At 30.8% G+C, this 21,297-nt stretch carries 19 protein-coding genes; 2 read left to right on the top strand and 17 right to left on the bottom strand.

The features are described 5' to 3' along the window. The 9 genes from T473_RS0113620 to T473_RS0113575 form a co-directional block, all read right to left on the bottom strand. Window positions 1-1,710 (bottom strand): hypothetical protein, encoded by a 1,710-nt coding sequence (locus T473_RS0113620; RefSeq protein WP_024622396.1) that lies wholly within the window; start codon window positions 1,708-1,710, stop codon window positions 1-3. 99 nt (window positions 1,711-1,809) lie between these two features. Beyond that, window positions 1,810-3,969: a hypothetical protein gene (locus tag T473_RS0113615; protein ID WP_024622395.1), complete on the bottom strand. Its 2,160-nt coding sequence runs from the start codon at window positions 3,967-3,969 to the stop codon at window positions 1,810-1,812. After that, window positions 3,869-7,762: a hypothetical protein gene (locus tag T473_RS0113610; protein WP_024622394.1), complete on the bottom strand. Its 3,894-nt coding sequence runs from the start codon at window positions 7,760-7,762 to the stop codon at window positions 3,869-3,871. Before T473_RS0113610 ends, T473_RS0113615 begins: the two co-directional genes overlap by 101 nt. A 341-nt stretch (window positions 7,763-8,103) precedes the next feature. Further along, window positions 8,104-8,796: a phage tail tape measure protein gene (locus T473_RS0113605; protein ID WP_024622393.1), complete on the bottom strand. Its 693-nt coding sequence runs from the start codon at window positions 8,794-8,796 to the stop codon at window positions 8,104-8,106. Beyond that, the gene (locus T473_RS0113600) at window positions 8,793-9,125 is read right to left on the bottom strand and encodes a hypothetical protein (RefSeq protein ID WP_024622392.1); all 333 of its coding nucleotides are present in this window, start codon (window positions 9,123-9,125) and stop codon (window positions 8,793-8,795) included. The genes T473_RS0113605 and T473_RS0113600 overlap by 4 nt, the downstream gene beginning before the upstream one ends. 298 nt (window positions 9,126-9,423) lie before the next feature. Further along, window positions 9,424-10,011 (bottom strand): hypothetical protein, encoded by a 588-nt coding sequence (locus T473_RS0113595; protein WP_024622391.1) that lies wholly within the window; start codon window positions 10,009-10,011, stop codon window positions 9,424-9,426. 88 nt (window positions 10,012-10,099) lie between these two features. Next, window positions 10,100-10,396 carry a hypothetical protein gene (locus T473_RS0113590; RefSeq protein WP_024622390.1) on the bottom strand — a complete coding sequence of 99 codons (297 nt, stop codon included), beginning with the start codon at window positions 10,394-10,396 and terminating at the stop codon, window positions 10,100-10,102. A gap of 259 nt (window positions 10,397-10,655) precedes the next feature. Beyond that, complete coding sequence (locus T473_RS17415) at window positions 10,656-12,533, bottom strand: zinc-ribbon domain-containing protein (protein ID WP_024622389.1); 1,878 nt, start codon at window positions 12,531-12,533, stop codon at window positions 10,656-10,658. A gap of 169 nt (window positions 12,534-12,702) precedes the next feature. Next, window positions 12,703-13,557, bottom strand: coding sequence for a phage antirepressor (locus T473_RS0113575; protein WP_077173635.1), 855 nt, complete (start codon window positions 13,555-13,557; stop codon window positions 12,703-12,705). Between the two features lie 252 nt (window positions 13,558-13,809). On the opposite strand from T473_RS0113575, the gene T473_RS17410 reads away from it, so the two are divergent. Beyond that, window positions 13,810-14,298: a helix-turn-helix domain-containing protein gene (locus tag T473_RS17410; protein ID WP_024622387.1), complete on the top strand. Its 489-nt coding sequence runs from the start codon at window positions 13,810-13,812 to the stop codon at window positions 14,296-14,298. A gap of 38 nt (window positions 14,299-14,336) precedes the next feature. On the opposite strand, the gene T473_RS0113565 is transcribed toward T473_RS17410, so the two are convergent. The 3 genes from T473_RS0113565 to T473_RS18915 all read right to left on the bottom strand — a co-directional run bounded on the left by T473_RS0113565 (window position 14,337) and on the right by T473_RS18915 (window position 16,749). After that, window positions 14,337-15,155, bottom strand: coding sequence for a zinc ribbon domain-containing protein (locus T473_RS0113565; RefSeq protein ID WP_024622386.1), 819 nt, complete (start codon window positions 15,153-15,155; stop codon window positions 14,337-14,339). A 96-nt stretch (window positions 15,156-15,251) separates the two neighbouring features. After that, window positions 15,252-16,052, bottom strand: coding sequence for a hypothetical protein (locus tag T473_RS0113560; RefSeq protein WP_024622385.1), 801 nt, complete (start codon window positions 16,050-16,052; stop codon window positions 15,252-15,254). 526 nt (window positions 16,053-16,578) lie between these two features. Next, window positions 16,579-16,749, bottom strand: a complete 171-nt coding sequence (locus tag T473_RS18915) for a hypothetical protein (protein WP_200865902.1) — start codon at window positions 16,747-16,749, stop codon at window positions 16,579-16,581. Window positions 16,750-17,043: 294 nt separating this feature from the next. Here T473_RS18915 and T473_RS18585 point away from each other — a divergent pair, with 294 nt between their 5' ends. After that, window positions 17,044-17,214, top strand: a complete 171-nt coding sequence (locus T473_RS18585) for a hypothetical protein (RefSeq protein WP_161627567.1) — start codon at window positions 17,044-17,046, stop codon at window positions 17,212-17,214. A gap of 249 nt (window positions 17,215-17,463) precedes the next feature. Here T473_RS18585 and T473_RS0113540 read toward each other — a convergent pair whose 3' ends face one another. The 5 genes from T473_RS0113540 to T473_RS0113520 form a co-directional block, all read right to left on the bottom strand. After that, a complete protein-coding gene (locus T473_RS0113540) occupies window positions 17,464-18,375 on the bottom strand; it encodes an ATP-dependent DNA ligase (protein ID WP_024622384.1) in 912 nt (303 codons plus the stop codon). Window positions 18,376-18,415: 40 nt separating this feature from the next. Beyond that, window positions 18,416-18,850 (bottom strand): hypothetical protein, encoded by a 435-nt coding sequence (locus T473_RS0113535; RefSeq protein ID WP_024622383.1) that lies wholly within the window; start codon window positions 18,848-18,850, stop codon window positions 18,416-18,418. 12 nt (window positions 18,851-18,862) lie between these two features. Beyond that, window positions 18,863-19,495 (bottom strand): hypothetical protein, encoded by a 633-nt coding sequence (locus T473_RS0113530; RefSeq protein ID WP_024622382.1) that lies wholly within the window; start codon window positions 19,493-19,495, stop codon window positions 18,863-18,865. 20 nt (window positions 19,496-19,515) lie between these two features. Further along, window positions 19,516-20,289 carry a phage tail domain-containing protein gene (locus tag T473_RS0113525; RefSeq protein ID WP_024622381.1) on the bottom strand — a complete coding sequence of 258 codons (774 nt, stop codon included), beginning with the start codon at window positions 20,287-20,289 and terminating at the stop codon, window positions 19,516-19,518. Window positions 20,290-20,384: 95 nt separating this feature from the next. After that, on the bottom strand, window positions 20,385-21,203 hold the full coding sequence (locus tag T473_RS0113520) for a hypothetical protein (protein WP_024620206.1): 819 nt from the start codon (window positions 21,201-21,203) through the stop codon (window positions 20,385-20,387). Window positions 21,204-21,297 lie beyond the last annotated feature (94 nt).

Below are 21,297 nucleotides of genomic sequence, written 5' to 3'. Positions count from 1 at the left end.
TTAATTCACCACACTTTCTGGAACATTAATACGATTATATTTTTGTCTATTTAATAAATATTTCTTTTTATTTAACGATTTTAGAGTATGTTTAGATTTAGTTAGATAGTCAGCTATAGTTCTTATATCATCTTCTTTTCTCTTTTTATTAGATAAATCTATTTTTAAAGTGTTGTCCTTAAAGTCCTGAGTATATCCAACAAAGTATATTAAATCCTCGGTATCTTCTTCTCGATCGTAAAGCATGATAACATCACCTAAACTTAAGTCACCTTTCCAATGCTTCCTAAATCCTGTATCTAATAAGCGATTTAAGAAATTAACTGAATCAATACTCCACTCAATAGTTGGTCTACATTTAAGTTCAAGTTTTCTTTTACCTGCTTCAATAAAATCCTCAACTTTTAAAAATGAATCGTCATTATATGTGTCACAATATATAAATTCCTTTAATTCTTCTAAGAGAGTATCATTAAATATTAAATCATCGTTTTTATCTGTTGCCGTTTCTCTTTTACAAAGAATTGTTAATTCCATCATTTCATCATCTAATTTAGCTATATCATTTTCTAAAGGATTAATTGACTCTTCTAAATCATCTCTTTGCTCAGAATACTCATGCATCTCTGCTACTGCTTTTGCTCTATTAATAACATCATTTTTTTCTTCATATATTTTAATTACATTCTCTAATGATTTAATCATTGAATTCGCTATCATAAAGCTATCTTTTTGTTTCTGTACTTCCTTTTGTTTAATATTTTTAGTCTCAATTTGTTCTTTCCATAACTTTTCTCTTATTTCATTCATCTCAATATACTTAAGCATGGCTTTTGTAAGATCTTTACTCATTTCTCCATTTTCTATAAAATATGAGTAATTTTCGATATATGGGTACCCTGTTACTGTAGCTCCGATTATATCCATTTCATCCTCACCAGCCATCTTTAGTCTCGTTGTAATTTCATTAGAACTGGATGTCTTTTCTAAACTTTTTATATAATTATCTCTTGATAGTATTAATTCTAAATTATCTCCAAAACTATCTATTTCGTATAAATTAACTTTTCGATTATATGTATCGAATTGAACTATACAACTAAACTGCTCTTTTATATTAGTAGTTAAAAAGTCGTGCCAGTTACTATCTTGGCTTTCTTGCCATCTAACTCTTTCTTTAGCTTCCTCTTCTCCATCATCGTTTATTATAGTTTCGTAACCTAAAGAGTCATCTACTTCACCTAATGACCATCCTGTTTCTTCTTTCATATAATCATTTAGACTTATTATTTCAGCATCTTCATCACCAGTGAATAATTGGACTCCCATATCTTCCATTTCAAAACTTATTCTACTTAGTTTTACTTCACCAGATGTGGCTTTGATAACTTTATTCCCATCATTATCTTCTTGTATATCTTTAATTACGAAATATTCCTTGTTATCTAAACATATATACCTCTCATTTTTAATTTCATCAAACAAAGAGTACCTTAGAGGTTTAAGTGTGATTCTGTTTGTAACATATTTAGGAACTGTGATTTCTAACTCATCTGAAGAATCAATCTTCCTGGATAATGTATTAACTAATGGAAGAGGGAATTGCCCAACATAATCTTTGTTTACCTTATGAAGAGTTAAAGTATATTCACTTCTAATTTGTTTTATATTCACTCTATTTTGTATAAAAATCACCTTCTTTGTAATCAAAAAAAACTCACCAGTTATTGATGAGCCTTCTTGATATTAATCTATATGAAAACGCAATTAGCGTTATTTGATATGAAATGAAATTACCATTTTATTTAATTAAACTTTCATCTGCTTTACTATATTGTTCGCAAATTCCTCTTGAGCTTTTTTCATTGCATTTGTAAGATCTGGCATAACACCTTTGTCAACATTCCCTTCTACATATACTAAAGGGGCGTTTTGTTGCACTCTCATTCCTGCCAAAGCATCTGCTAAATTTTTAGCTGAATCTATTGTTTCTTTCAAATAATCTTCAGATGTTTTCTTATGGTAGTAATCACTAGTTAAGCCTAATTTGTCCTTCATACTATCCATATCTTTCATAATATCTCTAGCGACTTCTAAGTTAGCTATGAGTTCCCCTTTTATGATATCTCCGGTAGCTCCTAACCCATCGCCCCACTTATCAGTGAAATCTAACATTGAGTCTTTAAGGTCAGATACTTTACCATCAATGTCGGTAAACATTCCTGTATTTAGAGCTTCTTGAACCCATTTTTGTATATTTTCTTTATTGTATCTTTCATCTAAGTCTTCTTTATTTTTTTCTGCCTCATCTTCTAGTCGATCTACTTCTTTATCATACATCTTATTAATGTCATCATCAATTTTGTTTTGTACCATATCTTGAAGTTTTTCTTGTTCTTCTTTTAATTTTTCTAATAAGTCTTTTACTTTTTTCTGGCCACTTAAAGATGTATCTCTTTTTGCTATGTCTAATTGCTTTTGGAGTTTATTTACTGCTTCACGCTGTTTATCGTAATCTTTTTGATAATCGGCTTCTTTTCTTGCATCGTTATAAGCTTCTTTTTGTTTATTAAGAGCATCTACTCTCGCCTTAAGTTCTTTATCAATTAATTTCTTACGCTCTTCAACTTGTTTCTCATACATTTTAGTGATTTCGTCTTCAACAGACTTAGTAATTTCTAGTTGTTGTTTATAAGCTTCTTTGATTTTATTGTTCATATCGGCCATATTTCTATTCGCTTCAGGTATCTTGTCTATAAATAAATTTAAGTATTCTTCTGCATATTTTTTAGCTTCATCAAAATCACCACTTGTTGCTTGTAAATGCGCTATTTGTTGCGTATAGTTAATAATATCGCCTTTATTATTAAATTTAAATCCAAATTCAATTAATTTAGCTTTCTGATGTTGCATTGACTCATCAAGCAATTTATTAGTGTCTTTCATTTCTTCTTTTTGTTTTTCTAGTAACTCAATTTTTCTTTTCATTAGTGCATCTTTTTCGGTACCAAAAGCATTTTTCATTAATATATCTACCATTGCTAATTCGTTGTTAAGCTCTTTCACATGCTTGTCGGCTGATACCCATTTAGCATCCCAACTTGTTTGCCATGCTTCCTCTTGAAGTTTCTTAATTTCCTTTTCAGCTTCAATTCTCTTATTATTCAAATCTTCCCATTCTTGCTCTAGTTTAGGAATCTTATCAAATTCAAGATCGAAATAAGCATCGGCCATTTTTTTCATTTCGTCATATTCTTTTTTAAGCTTTTCGTATTTATCTTTGTCTGCATCTTTAGCATTTTTCTTATTAGATTTTTCTTCTGCTTTATTTACAGCATCGGCTTTATTTCTAAGAAGTTCTTCGTAGTTGGTCATGTTGCCTGTTGCATTATCAATATTGAAGCCTTTTTTCTTAAGATTAGCTTTAAGCCAATTCTTTTGACGTTGGAGTTCACCTTCAGCTTTTATTTGCTCTTTTATTAACCTTTGCTGTTCTACGTATAGTTTATTTTGTTCCTGTAAATATTTCGCTTTATCTGAAGCTGAAGCATTTTTCATCTTAGTATCTAATAAACCAATCGCATTAGTTACTTTCTTTATAGCTGCTTCTAATTCTTTTAAAAACTCTATATCATTTTTAAAGTATTTCTCTAGCGAAGCCCCATCGTGTGCTATAGATGGTTTATATCCGTACACTGATTTAGATTTAGATAGTAAAGGACTTCTTAAAGTTCTCGCAGATGTTTTTAAAAATGTGGCTTTTGGCATACTATTTACTGGAGTTGCAAAGGTAGTAAGCCCACTTCTCATCATTGGTGCAATTGATTCTCCAGGATAATCAGCAAATGTTGAAATAGAGCTTGCTTTATTAAACATTGAAGATGCTACTGGTTGATCTAAGGTAGCAGTTTTTAAAGCAAATTCCTTGAGCGCTAGATTTTTTCTTTTTGCCTCCGCTACTTCCTCCACTACTTGGTGGAGCTCCTGAAGTAACATATGATGTTTTAACAACAAAGTTTGTTGATATTGTTCCTGTGTAACTAGCCTTAAACGAATTTATTTTACTCATTAATCCGCTTATGTTCTTAGCTGCTTGAGCAGTGTTTGCACGGAAATTAGTTGTCAATGTTTTTGGCAGTCTTTGGAATTGCTTTACTTTATTAATTAATCCGGTGATATTTTGAGCCGCTTGAGCTGTATTTGCGTTGAACACCAATGGTGCTATTTTCTTACCAGATATTTTCTCAACCTGTTGAAGTGCTTTATTTACTTTATCGACACCTTCCATAGCAACTTCTATTGATGTCTTAGCTTTTTTACCATCGGCTTTCTTTACTGTTTGTTCTGCTTTTTCTCCCTTTTCTAGCCCCGTAGTCGTTAACTCAATTTGAGCTGTTGCTGTCATTCCAGATAGTGAATCAACTTGTTGTTTAGCTTGACTAGTTTCTTCCTGTCCTTCTGTTTGAAGTTTTATATATGTAGTGGCCGTAGCACCGTTTGTTGATAGAAGTTGATTTTTTACATCTTCGGGATTATCCCCTTCTTTTTTAGTTACTATTGTTTGAACGGCTGTATTCCCTTTAGCACTGTCTACTGTATCTTTATTCTGTTTAGCTTCTTCTTTCCCTGTTGAAGTTGTTTCCACGTTCTGCTTAGCTGAATTACCTTTAGCTCCATCGACAGCTTTTTTGCCTTCTTTAGCTTCTTCAGTTCCAGTAGTTTCTGTTTTTACTTCTTGGTTAGCGGTATTATTTTTTGCTTCATCAACAACTTTTTTACCCTCTTTAGCCTCTTCTGTACCTTCTGTTTCAATCGTTAATTTAGATCTTAATTCAGGCGGAAGTAACTCGACTAAAGCATTCCAATCTTTTACTGAGTTCAAGGCATCTGGATTATTAAGTATAAAGCTTGTAACTAAGTCTTTATTCTCTGGAAATTCATCATAAAGTTGTTTTATTAATCCTAGTTTATCAGTGCCGATCACTTTGGTATTTACTAAGGTTTGAACGTCTTTAGGAAGAGTGTCATATATACCTTGTAACTTTTTTATACCTTCATCTTCTACGTTTATCTTATATTGTAGGGCTAGTTCTGGATTATCTTTGATATGTTGTTCAAGTTCTTCATAACTGTCCATACTTCTCATTAGATCAAGATTATCCACAACAAATTTCGTAGTCATCTCTTTAGTACCAGTAGGAATACTATTAATCATTGAGCTAATTTTATCAAGCTCATTAACACCAACATCACCCTCAGCAATTATAGCAGCTCTAATTTCAAGACGCTCATCCCCTTGAAATTCTTTGAACTTATCCATTGCTGCATTGAGTTGATCATCGTTTATTTCTTTAACATTTATTTGACCTTTAACATCAATATTTCCAATATCAACAGAGTGATCTTTACCTAATGTTTTGTCTATGTCTTTTTGAAGTACATCCATAGCTTGATTGCCTTCAGGTGTATCTCCCATTTCATATACAGCAACTAGTCTCATTAGGAGTTCATAATCTTCATCACTAAAATCTCCATCTTTCATTAATCCACTTACCAGATTTCTAATTTCCTCTGGAACATTTTTATCTGAAAGAACAACTTCTGGATTAAATTTTATTTTTCCATTGATCTCTTGAAAACTTGAATCAGCTGTTAATTTAGTCTTTAAATTCTCAAAAGTTTTAAAACGTGCGGCTAGATCTGAAGTTACTTGATCTTTACCTACATTTTTTGCTCTTTTGTCAAAAGTCATAAGATAAGCATCTAATGCCGAAGTTGCTGATTTTGCACTTGCTGGGAGTTCAAGCATCTCTCGCACTTGCTCTTTTGTCATGCTTGTTGATCCCATCAATGCTGGTATTAACTTTTTAACCCCATTCTCGTATTTGCCGATTTCTCCTGTTTTATTAAATTCTTCTCTTAATTTAATATAACTATTTAATGCGGGGTCTAGAGCTCCTTTATTCTTTACAAATGTATTGGTCATTCCCATTACATAATTTTGCATTCCAGCATCGTCTAATCCTTGAACATTAAACATAGAATTTAATTTATTAACATATCCGAGAGTGCCTTCTCCTAAATTCTTAAGATCGTCATTCTGTAGAAAAAGATTATTTAAACCTTTTCGTTTAACTATTAAATTTTTTTCTACTTTGGCTGTTTCTTGAGATACCTTATTGTAATTGTCTGCGATACCTTTAGTATATTCGGAATAAGCCTTATTATAGGCTTTGGCATCATCTTTCACTGATGCCCCAAGCTTCATACTACCATTTCTTGCTACAACCTCAAGATGTTGTAATTTAAGTTTTAGGTTTTGCTCTCCGTCTTCAAGTGTTAATAAAGGTATTTTATAAGCTTCTACCTTTTTACCACTTTGCAAATGATTCTTTCCGTTAAACTTAGTTTTTTTCTCTAGAGCCTCAGTTGCAGTAACCATCGCATTAATCTCTTCTTGCATCTTCATTTCTTGTTGTAGGCGTATCATATCTTTCATGCTTTCAACAATACTTTGAGCAGATCCTGACATTGCCAACAATGGGTCTCCATTTGCATCTTCACCCATTACTAACTCTGGCATTATATCTGCAATTTCTCTTTTTAATTGAGATAAACGCTCAAAATCTTTTGCCGTCTTATCTGTCTTCGCATTTAATTTATCATATTCTTTAGCAATACCAGACATCGAATCTCTTTTTGTCCCTAAGCTATTTATTTCATTCTGTATCTTAGAGATTTTATTTTTATGTCCTTCCATTGCAATCTCGTATCTGTTTATATGATTTGAGACTTTTTGAACGGCGAAAGAGATTGCTGCTGTTGCACCGGCAAACAAAAGAGCATTCCCAGCGGTAGATAATAAACCAGTACCTAATCCAGTTAATGCAGTTTTAAACTTAGATACACCTAATGAATTTTTTACTACATCTTTATTCATTTGCGATAAATTAGTTGACATTCCAGCGACTCTAAGTCCCGTAGTATATTTAGATGTGGCTTCTAAGTTTTTATTAAAACTTTTAACAGGAGGCAAAACTTGTTTGAAACTTTTACCAGATTCTTTTATCTGACTAACAAAACTTGTCATTGGAGGAATGACTTTATCAAAACCTTTAGAATAAGTATTGAGTAAATTAGTAGCATTCTTACCATATCCAAAAATAGATCCCATCATATTTGGAATCCCTTTGCCACTACCCAATCCTTTTATAGATGTAAACACAGTACCTAATGTTGCAACCATAAGAGGTATTGAAGAACCCATCTTACCGGCACCTGAAACAATCTTATTTAATACTTCAGCAAATTTTGTAGCTCCAGTTATTGCGTTTTTAAACATATCAGTGCTAATAGTATTTGTTAGGAGCTCCTTCATTGTTTCTTTTAATGTATTTAAACGACCTTGTATAGAGTCTATAAAACGTGCGTTTTCTTTTTGGGCACTACCGAAAACTTGCCCAGTATTATAATCATTCATGAAATTCTTATATTGACCCCAATTAGAAATAAGCGACTGTATTACAGCTGCTTGCTGTTTGCCGCCCAAGGCCTCTGATAAACCTTTTTTCTCTTTATCATTTAAAGAACTCCATTTTTGAGCTACTTCATCTAAAATCACAGTCATATCTTTCATCTGTGTTTTTTTCTTATCAGCAAAAACATCTATCCCAGCTACTTTTTGTAATGTTAATGCTGTTTTATTTAAACTTAATGAACCATCTTTTGCAGATGATTTTACACCAGCTAGGTTAACGGCCAAACTCTTGATCCCGTTCCCTACACGAGCAGGGTCTTGTCGAAAATTCAAATAGGTTCGTTATTCCTATCCAGTTCTCTTATGAACTTCCCTAATTTTCATTAGGATACTAGACTATATCACGAACTTACATTTGTAAGTTCCTCACCGTTTCGATTTAAAAGGCTTTACTGATCATATTACGATCAACCTTACCACTTGGCTCTACTCTACTTGCTTATTCACTCAATTACGAGTTATGCTTTCGATAGTCGTTAGGCTTTTATTACTATGAAATATAGTAATTTAGCACGGTTGGTTGTCCTTTCGGAGTTTCCCCGTTTAGATGAGTTATTCAATGTATCTCACGATACAAGGCGACTAATTTTAATCGATTCATTTGCTGCAGTTATCATAGCTACTGAGGATTCCAATGATACTCCATAATTTGCTAAAACTGATCCGGATCTAGAAAGCCCCTCAGCTACTCCTGAACTCGAAATAGCATAGTTGTTACCGGCATGATTAAGAAGATCCATTGATTTTGTTATTCTATCATAACCTTCTGGCATACCTTTTACTTTATCTTTTACCTTGTCTAAAGCTCCCGATATACCTCCGTATTGAGATAATATACCATTTAAATATTTACTTGCATCCTCTTGTTCTAAATCCCCGACATTACTAAAAATTGCTGAGTTCTTAGCTATTGCACTCGCTTCTTTCATAGTCTTAGCCCCAACTTGATAAGCTCTACTCATACCAAGGATGACATCTTCACTAGACTTGGCAACATCTTTCCCGATGGCTATAGCATCTTTCCTTATCTTAGTTAAATTGCCTTGACTCGGAGCTATTCTATCCGGCAGAACCTTTGTTACATCTACCATTGCATTATCTAAATCAAGAATAGTTTTACCTATGGCTCGGACTCCCTGTTGCAATTTCATTCCAATCATATTGCCCAATGTAAATGTACGCATACTATTATATAGATCATTAAAAAATCCGCCGGTACGTTGTGTCGTTGAATTTAATCCATTAAACGAGCTATTCATTCTAGATATTTCATTTCTAATCCTAGATAATTCATTTGTCTTTTTATCAGTAGAAGATTTGATAATTGTCTCAATTTACCTTGTAACTTATCTATTCCGGCTGTTGATTGTCCTAATTCTAAACATTTTTGCTTTAACCTTTGTAGATCCATTTGTGCTTTTGTTGTTTTAATATTAAAAGCATCTTTAGCTTTTAATTGTTTAGCTGCACTATCAACTTCTTTCACTTTATTAGTCATATTACTCAAAGCATTAGTTACAGATTGTATCTGATTAGCATTTAGTTTACTAAAGTTTATATTCTGTATAGTTTGTAATTGCTTTGCCATTGTAGACAATTGGCCTTTATCTGTATATCCACTCTTAAATAAATTTCCTATTTTATTCTGTAACGATGTAGCTTCTGTTGAAATTTTCTAATCTGTGATGTTATCTTTGAATCAATGTTCGCATTTATCTTTAGATTAGAAAACTTTCTTTGTACTTGATCTACTTCAGATACCAATTTTGACATAGAAAAAAAGCTATCTTTACCACTAGTGATATTAGATAGCTTTATATTCTTTAATTGATTTAGTTTATTTATTAGATTATTTAATTCTGTTGATTCTTTTCCATCCAGTATATTTAACTTTTGATGTTTGATAACTGAGATTGCATTTTCTCAATTTTACTTTGAACGCTTTGAAAAGTAGATGATAAAGATTTTTCCATTGTATTAGCAAAATTAGTATTAACTTTCATTCCGTCTAATTTGCCTGTTATACTAGTTATATTTGCTTTAACTCTTTCTAATTGATTATTCAATACTTGATATGACTGTGTATTGGTAGTCTTGGACATTTGTTTTTCAAGAGCTGCCCTTTCAGACATTAATTTCTTATATTGAGATATCATTTTGTTTACATCATTTGTCGTATCTGTATTTCTTGACTTATTTCCAAGTGGCAATTTCTGTGTATCTCTATTTAGCTTATTTATTTGCTTTAACGCACTTTCTATCTGCTTTAACCCAGCAATAGTTGAATTATCAATCTTCAGAGCTTTCTTCATTGCTCCTTGTACTTTATTCAACTCGCCATTAATCTTCGAAAGGTTTAACTCTACATTCATTTTAAGAGCTTTTTTCCCAACTTGATTCTTTAAGTCATCTAATTGCTTCCTTGCTTTCTTATCATCTAACTCAAAGGTACTTCTAATTTTGAATTCAGACAATTTATCAACTCCTTTTTTAGACATAAAAAAAAAGACAGCTTTATGCTGTCTTATATTCTGACTATTATCTAATTATATTTCTTTTCTTTTATTTATTATAATTATCTAGATATTCTGTAGCTTTATTAATTTTTTCTAAGCTTTTATCAATATTATCTTGTTTTAAATAACTGTTTTCTTCGCCACTATTGTTCACGATAATCTTTGTATTCATTGTAGCAATATAAATACATTTCTTTGCTTCAGATAAGTCCTGATCATCTGTCTTCAAATTTTGAATACGAGTTATTAGGTCATCACAAGAATCTAATGCCTTATCAAGTTCTTCATCGGTAGTTGATTCATTTGATATCGCCTGTAATAAAGATAACCCCTCTTCATTCATTTTTTTTAAGGATGAATATATCTCGTCTCCATTTTCATTATTCGTATCTAAGTTTTCATCAATATCTTCAGAGGATGTTGTTGCTTCACTATCTAGATTTTCTTCAGTTGCTGTATCCTCTGTATTTATTGTTTCATTATTTTCTCTAGGACTGCATCCTGTAAATATTGCTAATGTAAAACATAATATTAATAAACCTAATATTTTTTCATGTATTCCTCCTAAATGTTATATCCATATTATAACAATAGATAATCCATTATTCTACGGGAATTTTGTCGAGATTTAATTCTTTATCTAATTTGCTATCTATATCTTCATAATCTTTATACCAGATCTCTATAAAAGTAATATTATTTTTATCAGCGTAGTCTTTTTTACGTCTATCATGTTCCCTTTGATTTTTAAAACCTTCTTCAGTTTGCTGCCATGCAGTTCCATCATGAAATTCTCCTTGATATTCTATAAGAGTCTTAGACTGTGGAATATAGAAATCATAAGATAATAATCCACCATTCACACCATACAAATTAGGGAATGTTTTCTCATATATATAATCAATGTTTCTATTTTCCAGAAATGTCTTTATACTAACCTCTCCAGCACTCATAAAACATTCTGAACAATTATCTATCGTTCTATCTATTATATCATTAGTGGATATTGTATATTCTTTCCTACAATTTTGACATATAAAATTATATTTATTAGATCCATACTTTGCAACTTTAAAAGGACTTATATCATTTCTATTACTCCACGATTGAGCCAAGTTGAGATAGTTATATCCAAATGAATCATACAAATGAATCATTTTACTATGACAATATGGGCAGCCATTTTTATTATTTCTTTTAGATTTAATGTATCTATTCACTTTTGCTAAATAACTTCCATGATAATCAGTTCCCGTACATTTTATCCATACCTCATCATTACTACCTATACTTATAGTAAATGGATCTTTATAATTACGTTCATAATCCCAAATTTTTTTAATTTTTATTCCTAGTATGTTCTCTATATAATATCCAAATGAATTTTCAATATTGCCTGAACACCTGTCGCATCTTTGCTTTATATTTATAAAATTTGATGCAGAGGTTTCATATATTCTGCCACAAAAAATATGTTGAATTTGAATATATGGAGAATCTCCAACTATTATACCATTAGGTAGCTTATCATGTTTTCTAAAGCTTCTTATATATTTATAATCTTTGTTCTTTTCTACCTCAAATTTATATCTATCTTCAACATCTCGCCCTCTGCAGTCTGAGCAGATATAAGACCTCGTTTTGTTAAACATACTCCAAGTCCTAATAAAGTCATTTCCACAACTACAAATCCATTTATAGCTAGAAGAGTTACTCATAAAGCAATCATCATTAAAGATTAAATTAATATTTTCTTTCATGAGCACCCTGTTTACTTCATCTTTAGTCATTCCTTTTGATAGTATACTTCCTCTACTACATTTTTTGCATAGAATTGAGTCCTTAGATCTTATAGTAGACCATTTCCTATTGAAAACTTCTCCACATTTTTTACATTCCCATTTATGTACTTTGTTATTTCCTAAATAATTCTCATCCATGAATGTAATCCATTCAGAAACAAGACTGTTTACTGTTTTGTTATCCATATCTTTAACTAAACGTATATCTGATGCCTTTTCAGGGTTATCAGTTAAATTGTATAAGCATTTATCGCATTTTATTGCACCATTTCGTTTTATACTTCCCCAAGTCCTTTTTATAATTTCTCCACATTTGCATCTCCAGTTATGGTTATGATCTATTCTTTCATATCTATTGTCGACTAACTCAATCCAATCTCCGATAATTTTATTAACTTCATCTTTGCAAGATTTTAATTCCAATACAACGTCTCTTATATCATCATAACTTTCTTTAATACCTTTTATACATCTAGTGCATCTAATACCATTTTTATGCTTTATTGTATCCCATGATCTGTTAAAAATTTCTCCACAGTTACACTTCCATTTATGGGAACAACTATAGCCACCATAGTTATCATCAATAAACTCGATTTCGATATTATCGTTATCCATTATAACATTGATAGTGTCCCTATCCATGCCCTTCCTCAACTTAACATCCTTAATCCCCACAATCTCACCTCTTTCATAATCACATAAAAGCTGGAATTCTCCAGCTCTTAAATCACCACAAAAATAACTTAATCTTTCTTACTATGTAAACAACCTAATATTATAAATTTAATCTTTCTTAAAGCATCATCGTCTAATAAGTCAATTAAAAGTTTCACTTCTTCTTTCATTACATCAACCCCTCACTACAAGGAGCGTATTCGTCTAATATCTTATTAACAAAATAGACTTGCCCCTTACCAGTAACCACAGGAGTCTTATATAGCACATATTCACCATTCTGATCAACCTCTAAAACACCTAATCCCATAGATTTCTGTGTTGGTAAATTCCAGTCTCTCGACTTAGCTCTAATCAAATATCCGTTATCTCGCATCCACTCAAACAGTTTATTACGACCAAGATTAACGCCATGCCTACAAATCATCTTGGCTAATTGTCCTACACTTATAGTAGATTCAGAAACTTGTACCACATTAGCATATTTAACTTTAGGTTCATTATCTTTATTAATCACTTCTAATTCAATTCTTTTATCTTGTTCCTCTTTTAGCACAGTTAGTAATTCAATTAGGGTATTAGGATCTGCTAACGATTCCCTTATCTTATTTGGTGTTAAATACCCACCATGTTTTCTTATTGAAGGTAATACATCTGATGTAACCCATTTTTTAAACTTTTTAGCTGATGGTAACTTACTTCCTAAGACTAGACTAAACATGCCAGACTCATTTATTATCCAAGTTTCTTGAGTTCTCCCTAAATTATCTGTGATGGGATGTTTTGCCCTATCATCTTCATCAACGTGCTTTACTACTGCTTTGTGGGGTTCTTTGTATCCTAACCTTTCAGAAAAATCTTTAGCAACAAGCCAAGGTTCTCCATTTAAATCTAATGCTCTTATCTCACCAAATTCTGTATGACTAAAAACTTGTATTTCTTTAGTCCCTGTCTCAAAAACATTATCAGTGTTTTCACAAGGACTTAAAATGTTTACAACATTATTTGCATTTATACTCTCCATATAAATGTCCTCCTATTTGTAATTTTTGAAGGAATAAAGTATAATAGTACATACCGTACAATATACACTTAGAGATTGTTCGCCTTGACCAAAATTTGAGCAATCTCTATTTTATTCTCTTTTATGTCAACATTTGCTAATATTTTGTTGATAATTTTATTATACAAACATTTAGTTATCAAGTCAACAATTATTTTCCATTTGTTGACATTTTGTGTTATAATAAAATTAATAAAAGATGTGGAGGTTTATATGAGTATTGGAGAAAATATTCAAAATTTAAGAAAGCAAAAAGGATATACCCAAGGGCAATTAGCTGAAAAAGCAAGTATCACCAGGACTGCATTGGGCAATTACGAACGCAATGAACGAATCCCCAATATTGAAATAGCAAATAAAATAGCACATGCATTAGATGTATCAGTGGATGCTATAATGGATTACGATTCATCTAATCAACAAGTAGATAACTTAATTCAAAGGATAGATAAACTATTAATACATCCTGAAGTAATTAGAATGAGTATCGGTAAATCTCATGAAGAAAATTTACAAGGTCTCTTTATGGAAGAAGTCGAAAACTATAATATTTCTCACATATACGATAAAGATGAAAAAATAAAAGAAGATCTAAACAAACATGTATATATCAAAGAAATCACTGAAAACTTAGAATCACTAGATCTAGAATCTCTTAAAATTATAGATGCATTAATAGTAAAATTGAAAAATGACAAATAAAAAAGCCCCTAAATGGGGCTATTATTGTATCCAAAAATCTATTCAACTGTAAATTCACTATTGGTCTTTACCATATTCTCAACGGCACGATAACTAGATAAGAATTCATCTGTTCTACTGTTATTATTAGAAGAATATTGATTATAATTTCCATTTGGGTCAGTAGCTAAACTATAAAAATCCGAATATGAATTATATAACTCACCAATTTTATTTACCATTTCCTGTAGATCCTCACATCCTTCAGGGACTACCTGTAAATTACTATATAAATCTAAAAGTTCTCCATCATATGTTTTCGCTGTTGTTATCTCACTGCTTTTACTCAACATAGCAGCAAATATAGCCTCATTGATATCAGATCCATGTTTATCTTCATATATATTTTCATGCCAATATTTTTGAGTTGTATCTGCAATATCTTCAAGATTAGCGCCTGCTAGATAAATTTTATCTACAAAAGTCTCAATATTGCCTACGTATGAAGCCCTATTTTCTAGTAATAATGCTTGTTCTTCTTCTATCTTTTGTGCCTCAATTTCTGCTGCTTTTATATTTTCTTGATTTATAGTATAAAATACCGTAAAAATAGTAAGGAATACAGCTAATAATATAAGTCCTAAATCCTTTTTGTTTAAATTTTTTACAAACAATTTAATCTTATTGTTCTTAATTTGCCCTTTTAGACTTGCCCCACATTTTGAACAAAATCTCTGATCTTCCCTTGCTTCAATCCCACACGAACCACAAAATCTAGTTGAAGTATCATTAATATCATTAATAAACTCATCATCCTCAATTTTGTTTAACGAAACATCTGATGCTTCGCTACTACTCTCATCATAGTCTCTAGTCATAAAATAACCTCCATCCTCATTATCAAAAACCCCATTAATAGTATACAATAAGAAATGGTAAATTTATGTCGAACTATAGGAGGTAAATTAAAAGTATTAAATTTTAAATAAATCTGAGAATGCACCTATTAAGGTCTCCCAAAAAGTATTTGGATCTTTTGCTCTTTTTTCTATTTTTCTATTTAGTAAACTTATTTTATTTATTAGTTCTTTTTTTGTTGAAGCGTAATTTACAAATTCAGGAATATCTACACTCTTACTATACAGTTCATTAAAAAAATCGTCTGAGTTAGTAATAAAATTATATTTATGTATTCGAAAAGAGTAATTAAAACGGTTATTGCTAGATCTAAATATTACTCCATGATTATCTTCTAAATCTCTAAAATGTTCAATTATATATTCTTTGTTATATAGTTTTGAATAATTCATTTCGCTGAATGGTTTTCCAATTTTATCTCCTGCTGATTCATAATGGTTATTCTTTAGCGTTCCTCCCTCTTCTAATTTAGGGATGCTCTCAACTAACAAATCATGAAATCGCTCTTTATTGTTAGAAATTATAGAACCCCATGTTATTATATCCTCTTCTAATTTTATACTTTCATTTGCGATACTCTTATTGATATAAATAAAATCGCCGTTGTCTTCCATTTCTGTAACTTCTGGGGTATATCTGTTTTTCGATCTATTTATCTCATAATCACTCCATTTTTTTGGAACATCTTTTTTTATAGCTTCTTCTAAATTTACAAAATAAAGATACATCTTCTTGTAAATATTCTGTTTCATTGCCCTATCAGCTTGATTTTTACCTGATTTAAGTCCTAATATAAAGGTAAATAAACTTACAATAATACTAGTTGCTAAACTTATCAGTACAGTATTTATATGCAAATATTCTCCTCCTTAATGTTATTATTTAACATCAGTATAACAAGCTTTATAAAGATTTGTAAAATATAACTTCTATATTTTTAATAAAAAAAGCCCCTCAGTGGGGCGATTATTGCATCTAATATTGAAATTTATGGCAAAATATGATATAATTCCCCTAGGATTATAACCAACGGGTGATGCTCCATCTGCTATTTCTCCCCCTTTACTTTTATTGAAGGGAGGTGAAGCTTATGGACATAGATTTAGTAAATATTTTGCGAATAATTGGAATTAGCTTAGCTATTTTTGTAAATACATATAAAGCATTCCAGATAATACATAGCGAAATAAAAAATCACTCGAAGGCCAATTCGGGTGATCAGAAGAAATAAGTTTTAACTTTTATTTTTTAGGAGCACGCCCAATGCCTATTGGTTATGATCCTTTTCTTATTTTCATTATACTATCACTATTATTGAAAGTCAAGATTATTTGCCTTTAATTACCCACATTCTACGGGGTTTTGAGTCAAATAAATCATATCTTACAATAATTTATTTTTATCAATTACAACTATTTTACTATATCCATTCCCTAAATTTACTACATACGAATTATCTCTTATATCAATTGCACCTGATTTTTTCAATCTCTCATCTCTTGTCTCTAGTGAAAAAGGATTAGATAGATATTCCCTACTTATTCTTTTGTTCATAAAGTAACTCCTCCATTATAAATAAAATCAACATTTTATTTTCTTATATATCTTTAAAGTCATGCATTCTATTTCTAGATAAAATTTATTTTTAATATAATGTGATAAATGAATATTAAAGGATATAATTATATATATACCAAATATTTAATATCCAATAATTCAAAGAAGGACTCTTAAGGTAATATATGGTATAATTAAATTAAAGGATTACAATTGAATACGGGTGTTGCTCCATAACGATCTAAACCCAAAGGGGGTGTTTATAAAAATACCACTGAGGGGAGGTGTGTTATGGTAGTCGTTATAATAACTTGGATAAGCATAATCACAATGATTTTAATAGCAATTAATAAAATGCTTAAAGAAGTAGACTGTACTCTTGATAATTGTATCAAGATTAAAGATAAATGGACAAAAATAACGAAGCACCCGAACGGCAATTCGGATGCTTCTGATAAATAAACTATATTATTAAGGAGCAACATCTAATCTAGGAATCAGTTGTAGTCCTTTTTTTATTATATGTTTTTTATGTCATAATAATTCATATAATTGAATTACAAGTACACATTGTGCGTATTTCTTATCTTCATTATACAATCATTATTTGTAAAAGTCAATTTTATGAGTGTGTAAAAAATAAGAAAAAGTATTAATAAATCATATTAAATAGTTTGACTATATAATGATATTCTTACCCATTTATTAGAATTATAAACTCCTCTGGATTGACTTTAAAACAGGTTGTCTCATACTTCCATTTTCATTTGGCATATATGTCACTGTACAAATTAACTCTGGACTTATCCAAACTGCTTCCTCATTCTCATATGGTACATACCCAAAAGGTGATTCATTGATTTTTTTATATTTATATTGATTAAGTTTTCTTAAACTAACTCCAAGTGTCACATGACCTTTATACTCTAATTTATTATCTATATAATTTCCAATAACAAGACTTGTCATATTATTTTCTTTTAACACATAACCACATATTACAAAATCAGCATCCTTTAAATATTTTACCTTAATCCAATCTCTTGATCTTTTCCCAAACCAGTACTTACTCTCTTTATCTTTCGCAACTATTCCTTCTAGATTCTGTTCTTTAGCAAGTTCAAATAAGTATGTTCCGTTTTTCTCTATAAATCTAGATACTGCTATCCTCTCATTTTCTATAACAACGTCTGATAATAATTCTTTTCGCTTCATAAGAGGTTCCCAAATAACTTCTTCATCATTTAGATATATAATATCATAAGCTACATAAGTTGCTGGTACAGAATTTGCAGATATCCTTATTTTAAAAGGATCAGTTAAAATAGCTCTCCTTTGTATTTCATAAAAATCAGGAGCTCCATTTTTAAAGGCAATTAGTTCACCATCTAATATACATTTTTGCTTTACTTGTTTATGTAAATTTTCAAGTTCTGGGACTCTAGGTAACAGTTTAAAATCTCTCTTATTTCTTAAATCTGTATATTCATTGTCTGGATCTAGATATGCTATACATCTAATACCATCCCACTTTAATTCATATACATATTCATCCGAATCAAATGCTTCTTGCATCTCATAAATTAGCATAGGTTTTATACCTTTTTCTTCAAATAAATCCATGAAATCACCTCATGGGTATTATAACTAATTTGTGCAATATTTATTCTACTGGTACCCCTAGAGCGTTCATTATTTGTTTGTAGCTTTGAGGTATTTTTTCTTGTACCTTCTGCATAGAACCTTCTACTAAATGAGTTTTAGGTTTATGAATTGGATTACTCTTAGTGCTTCCATGAGACCATACTCCACCCTCTTCATGCCTTTCTATTACAAAAGCATGAGAGCCGTTTAAATCCGTATGTCCTCCATTATCCAGATATTCTGTTTCAACTGAACTATCAGTGACCCCAGTAATCTGAGCACTTTCTAATATTTGTCCAGTTCTATCATACATATTAGGAGAATAAGCATTTACTACTTGTTCAATAACTTCTTCTTTCATTATTTCTTTCTGTTCTTTAGCAACCACGGGCATTGCTTTATTATTTTGATCTTTCACATATGCAAACATCTCATCTATACTTTTAAATTCCAAATTATCACCACTTTATTTAGATATTTCAATTCCCAATTTCTCATTTTCTTCTAGAACCTTATCTAACTCTTTTGCTTTTTCAACTGTTCCCTTTGCGGCTTCCACCATTAATAGTTCTGATATTTTAAGCTGCTTATCGAGTTCTTCCATATAGATCTTGTAATTATTCTCTATCGCTGTTCTTCTCTCAACTACTTCATTGCTTCTATTGTCTAATTCCTCTTGCATTTCTTGAATTCTACTAGCAGCAGATAATGTACTCTCAATCATCTTCCACATCTCAGTTTGCAATAATTGCGAGTATATATTTAACTGATATTGACACTGCAGTTCTGTCACCATTTCTTCAAGAACCTTATTTAACTCCATCATTTCAAGAGTTGGATTCGCTAGTGCCTCTGTTATGCTTCCATCTAAATCCAATCCTTCTACACATCTTTCAAATAATAGTTCATAATAGCCCTCAATGCCTTCTGGAGTTTCATTTCCTTCTTCGCTATACTCAGCTATAGTTTGAATAAATTCTTCACGGTCTTCATTTAACACATTAAATACGTGTATCTGTTTTGTCTCCACATCTCTATCAACATCAATTGTCGCTCTTAATCCCTCTAACTTTAAATCATTGATACTTACATTTTCCAAAATAAAATCCCCCTTTTATGTTATCCCTTTATTGGAAACTTAACACTTATCGTGATATTAAAGTTTCCAGTCAATTTTAAAATATTATTTCCTTTTTTCAACTTAATCCAATTTCTATTACAACAATCAAATCTATTTATTCCTTCATCAGTCTGTACGACATAAAGTAAATTATCTACATATATTTTTTCATTAAGATCTAATCCTGTTATTACCAAAGGTTCACTATCTAAACTTGTGTTTTCAATTACTATATCTTCATTACTCAAATTCTCAATCTCAAATACCGGAAAACAATATTCATCTTCGATATTTGATTTATTATTAATCTTTATCTCAATCGGCCTACTAACTTTGATTGGCTTATTAAAATCTACATAAGCATAGTTCGTATAAGGCTGGAATACTATTTCTAAATATCCCTTCATATCTTTAGTAAACTTTCGAGTAACTTTCTTTGCTTTCAAATAATAAATAAGCTCTGGATTATCTTTTGAGATAAATGGTCTGAATTCTTCCTGCACTAGCCAATCATATATACGCTCTTGTGTGAAATCATCCCATACATAAGATTGTCCATTCATATTGGCCAAACAAAAATATAATGTTATATCCTCTACATTATCCTCACCAACTTTGTAATATGGATTACTATTTAATGTTTTATCAGATTCCAACTCTTTTGAATATATAAATCCATAATCATTTATAATTTCAGATTCAGTTGTAACTAACAATATAGACATGTCTTTTGAAAATACTCCATCAAACCAAAATTCTTCTGAAATAAACAATCAACCACCCCTCTCTTTGTGACTATAATTCATTTTTTTACCTTCAATAATTATTAAAAGTAAAAAATAAAACCTAGCTATGCTAGGGAATATATCTATTTTTTTGTTTTAGAATCTTCTCTTATTACAAAGTCCATTTCATCTGATTGTAGACTTTTTAAACGTACTATAGGATCAGTAGCTTCGCCTATAAACGATAATTTAACATAGTCACCATTTTCATCTGGCAATATATCAAGCTCAGTGTTGAAATTTGATGGGTTTTCGGCAGTGAAGCTCATTTCTATACTTCTCTTAACTTTACAATTTGGAATATCTATTGCCATAACAACATTTTGCCCTTGATCATTCTTACAAGCTGTATCACCTGTAATTCTATAGTTTGGAGCAGAAGATACATTCTTAACTGTTATTGTCTTTACATTAGGTTTTTTTACCATATAATAAACAGCTACCTTAGTGCCTTCTGGCACAGGATTTATTATAGTTATTTCTGTATTTGAACTAGTCGTTGCACTTGTAAATTTAAGAGCCTCTAAATGAGATACTCCATCCGCTTCAACAGCAAAAACAGATAAAGAATTATTAACAGGTATTATATCTGTTAAAGTAACTTTACTAGAGCCATCTGCAGTCAGCAATTGTCTTTCAGCTATATCAGTGTCACCTGTTTCCATTGTTGAAGCTAGTATAACCGCCAATTGGTCAAATTGAATAACTTCTGCTTCCATATTTACAGTTCCTGTTAAAGCCCCATCAAATGCTATTGCATTATCACCTTTCGCTTTTGCATATACAGATTCTCCCTCTAACTTAACATTAAAAGTATTTAAGTCTCTCGTATAAAATAGTGGTAAATTTTTCACTCTATCATGCAGCGTTACATTTGCTGCGTCTTTAATTGCAAATCTCAATTACATCATCCTCTCAATTTTTGTATAAAAAAAGCACTGTTAAAATACAGTGCTTTTGTTAATCTTTAATTTTTTTATAAAATCTTCTTGTTCT

Origin of the sequence: Clostridioides mangenotii TR, from assembly GCF_000498755.1 — a bacterium.
Lineage (GTDB): Bacteria > Bacillota > Clostridia > Peptostreptococcales > Peptostreptococcaceae > Metaclostridioides > Metaclostridioides mangenotii_A.
Note: the sequence above shows the minus strand (reverse complement) of the source record. Positions and strands in the feature narration are given on the sequence as shown.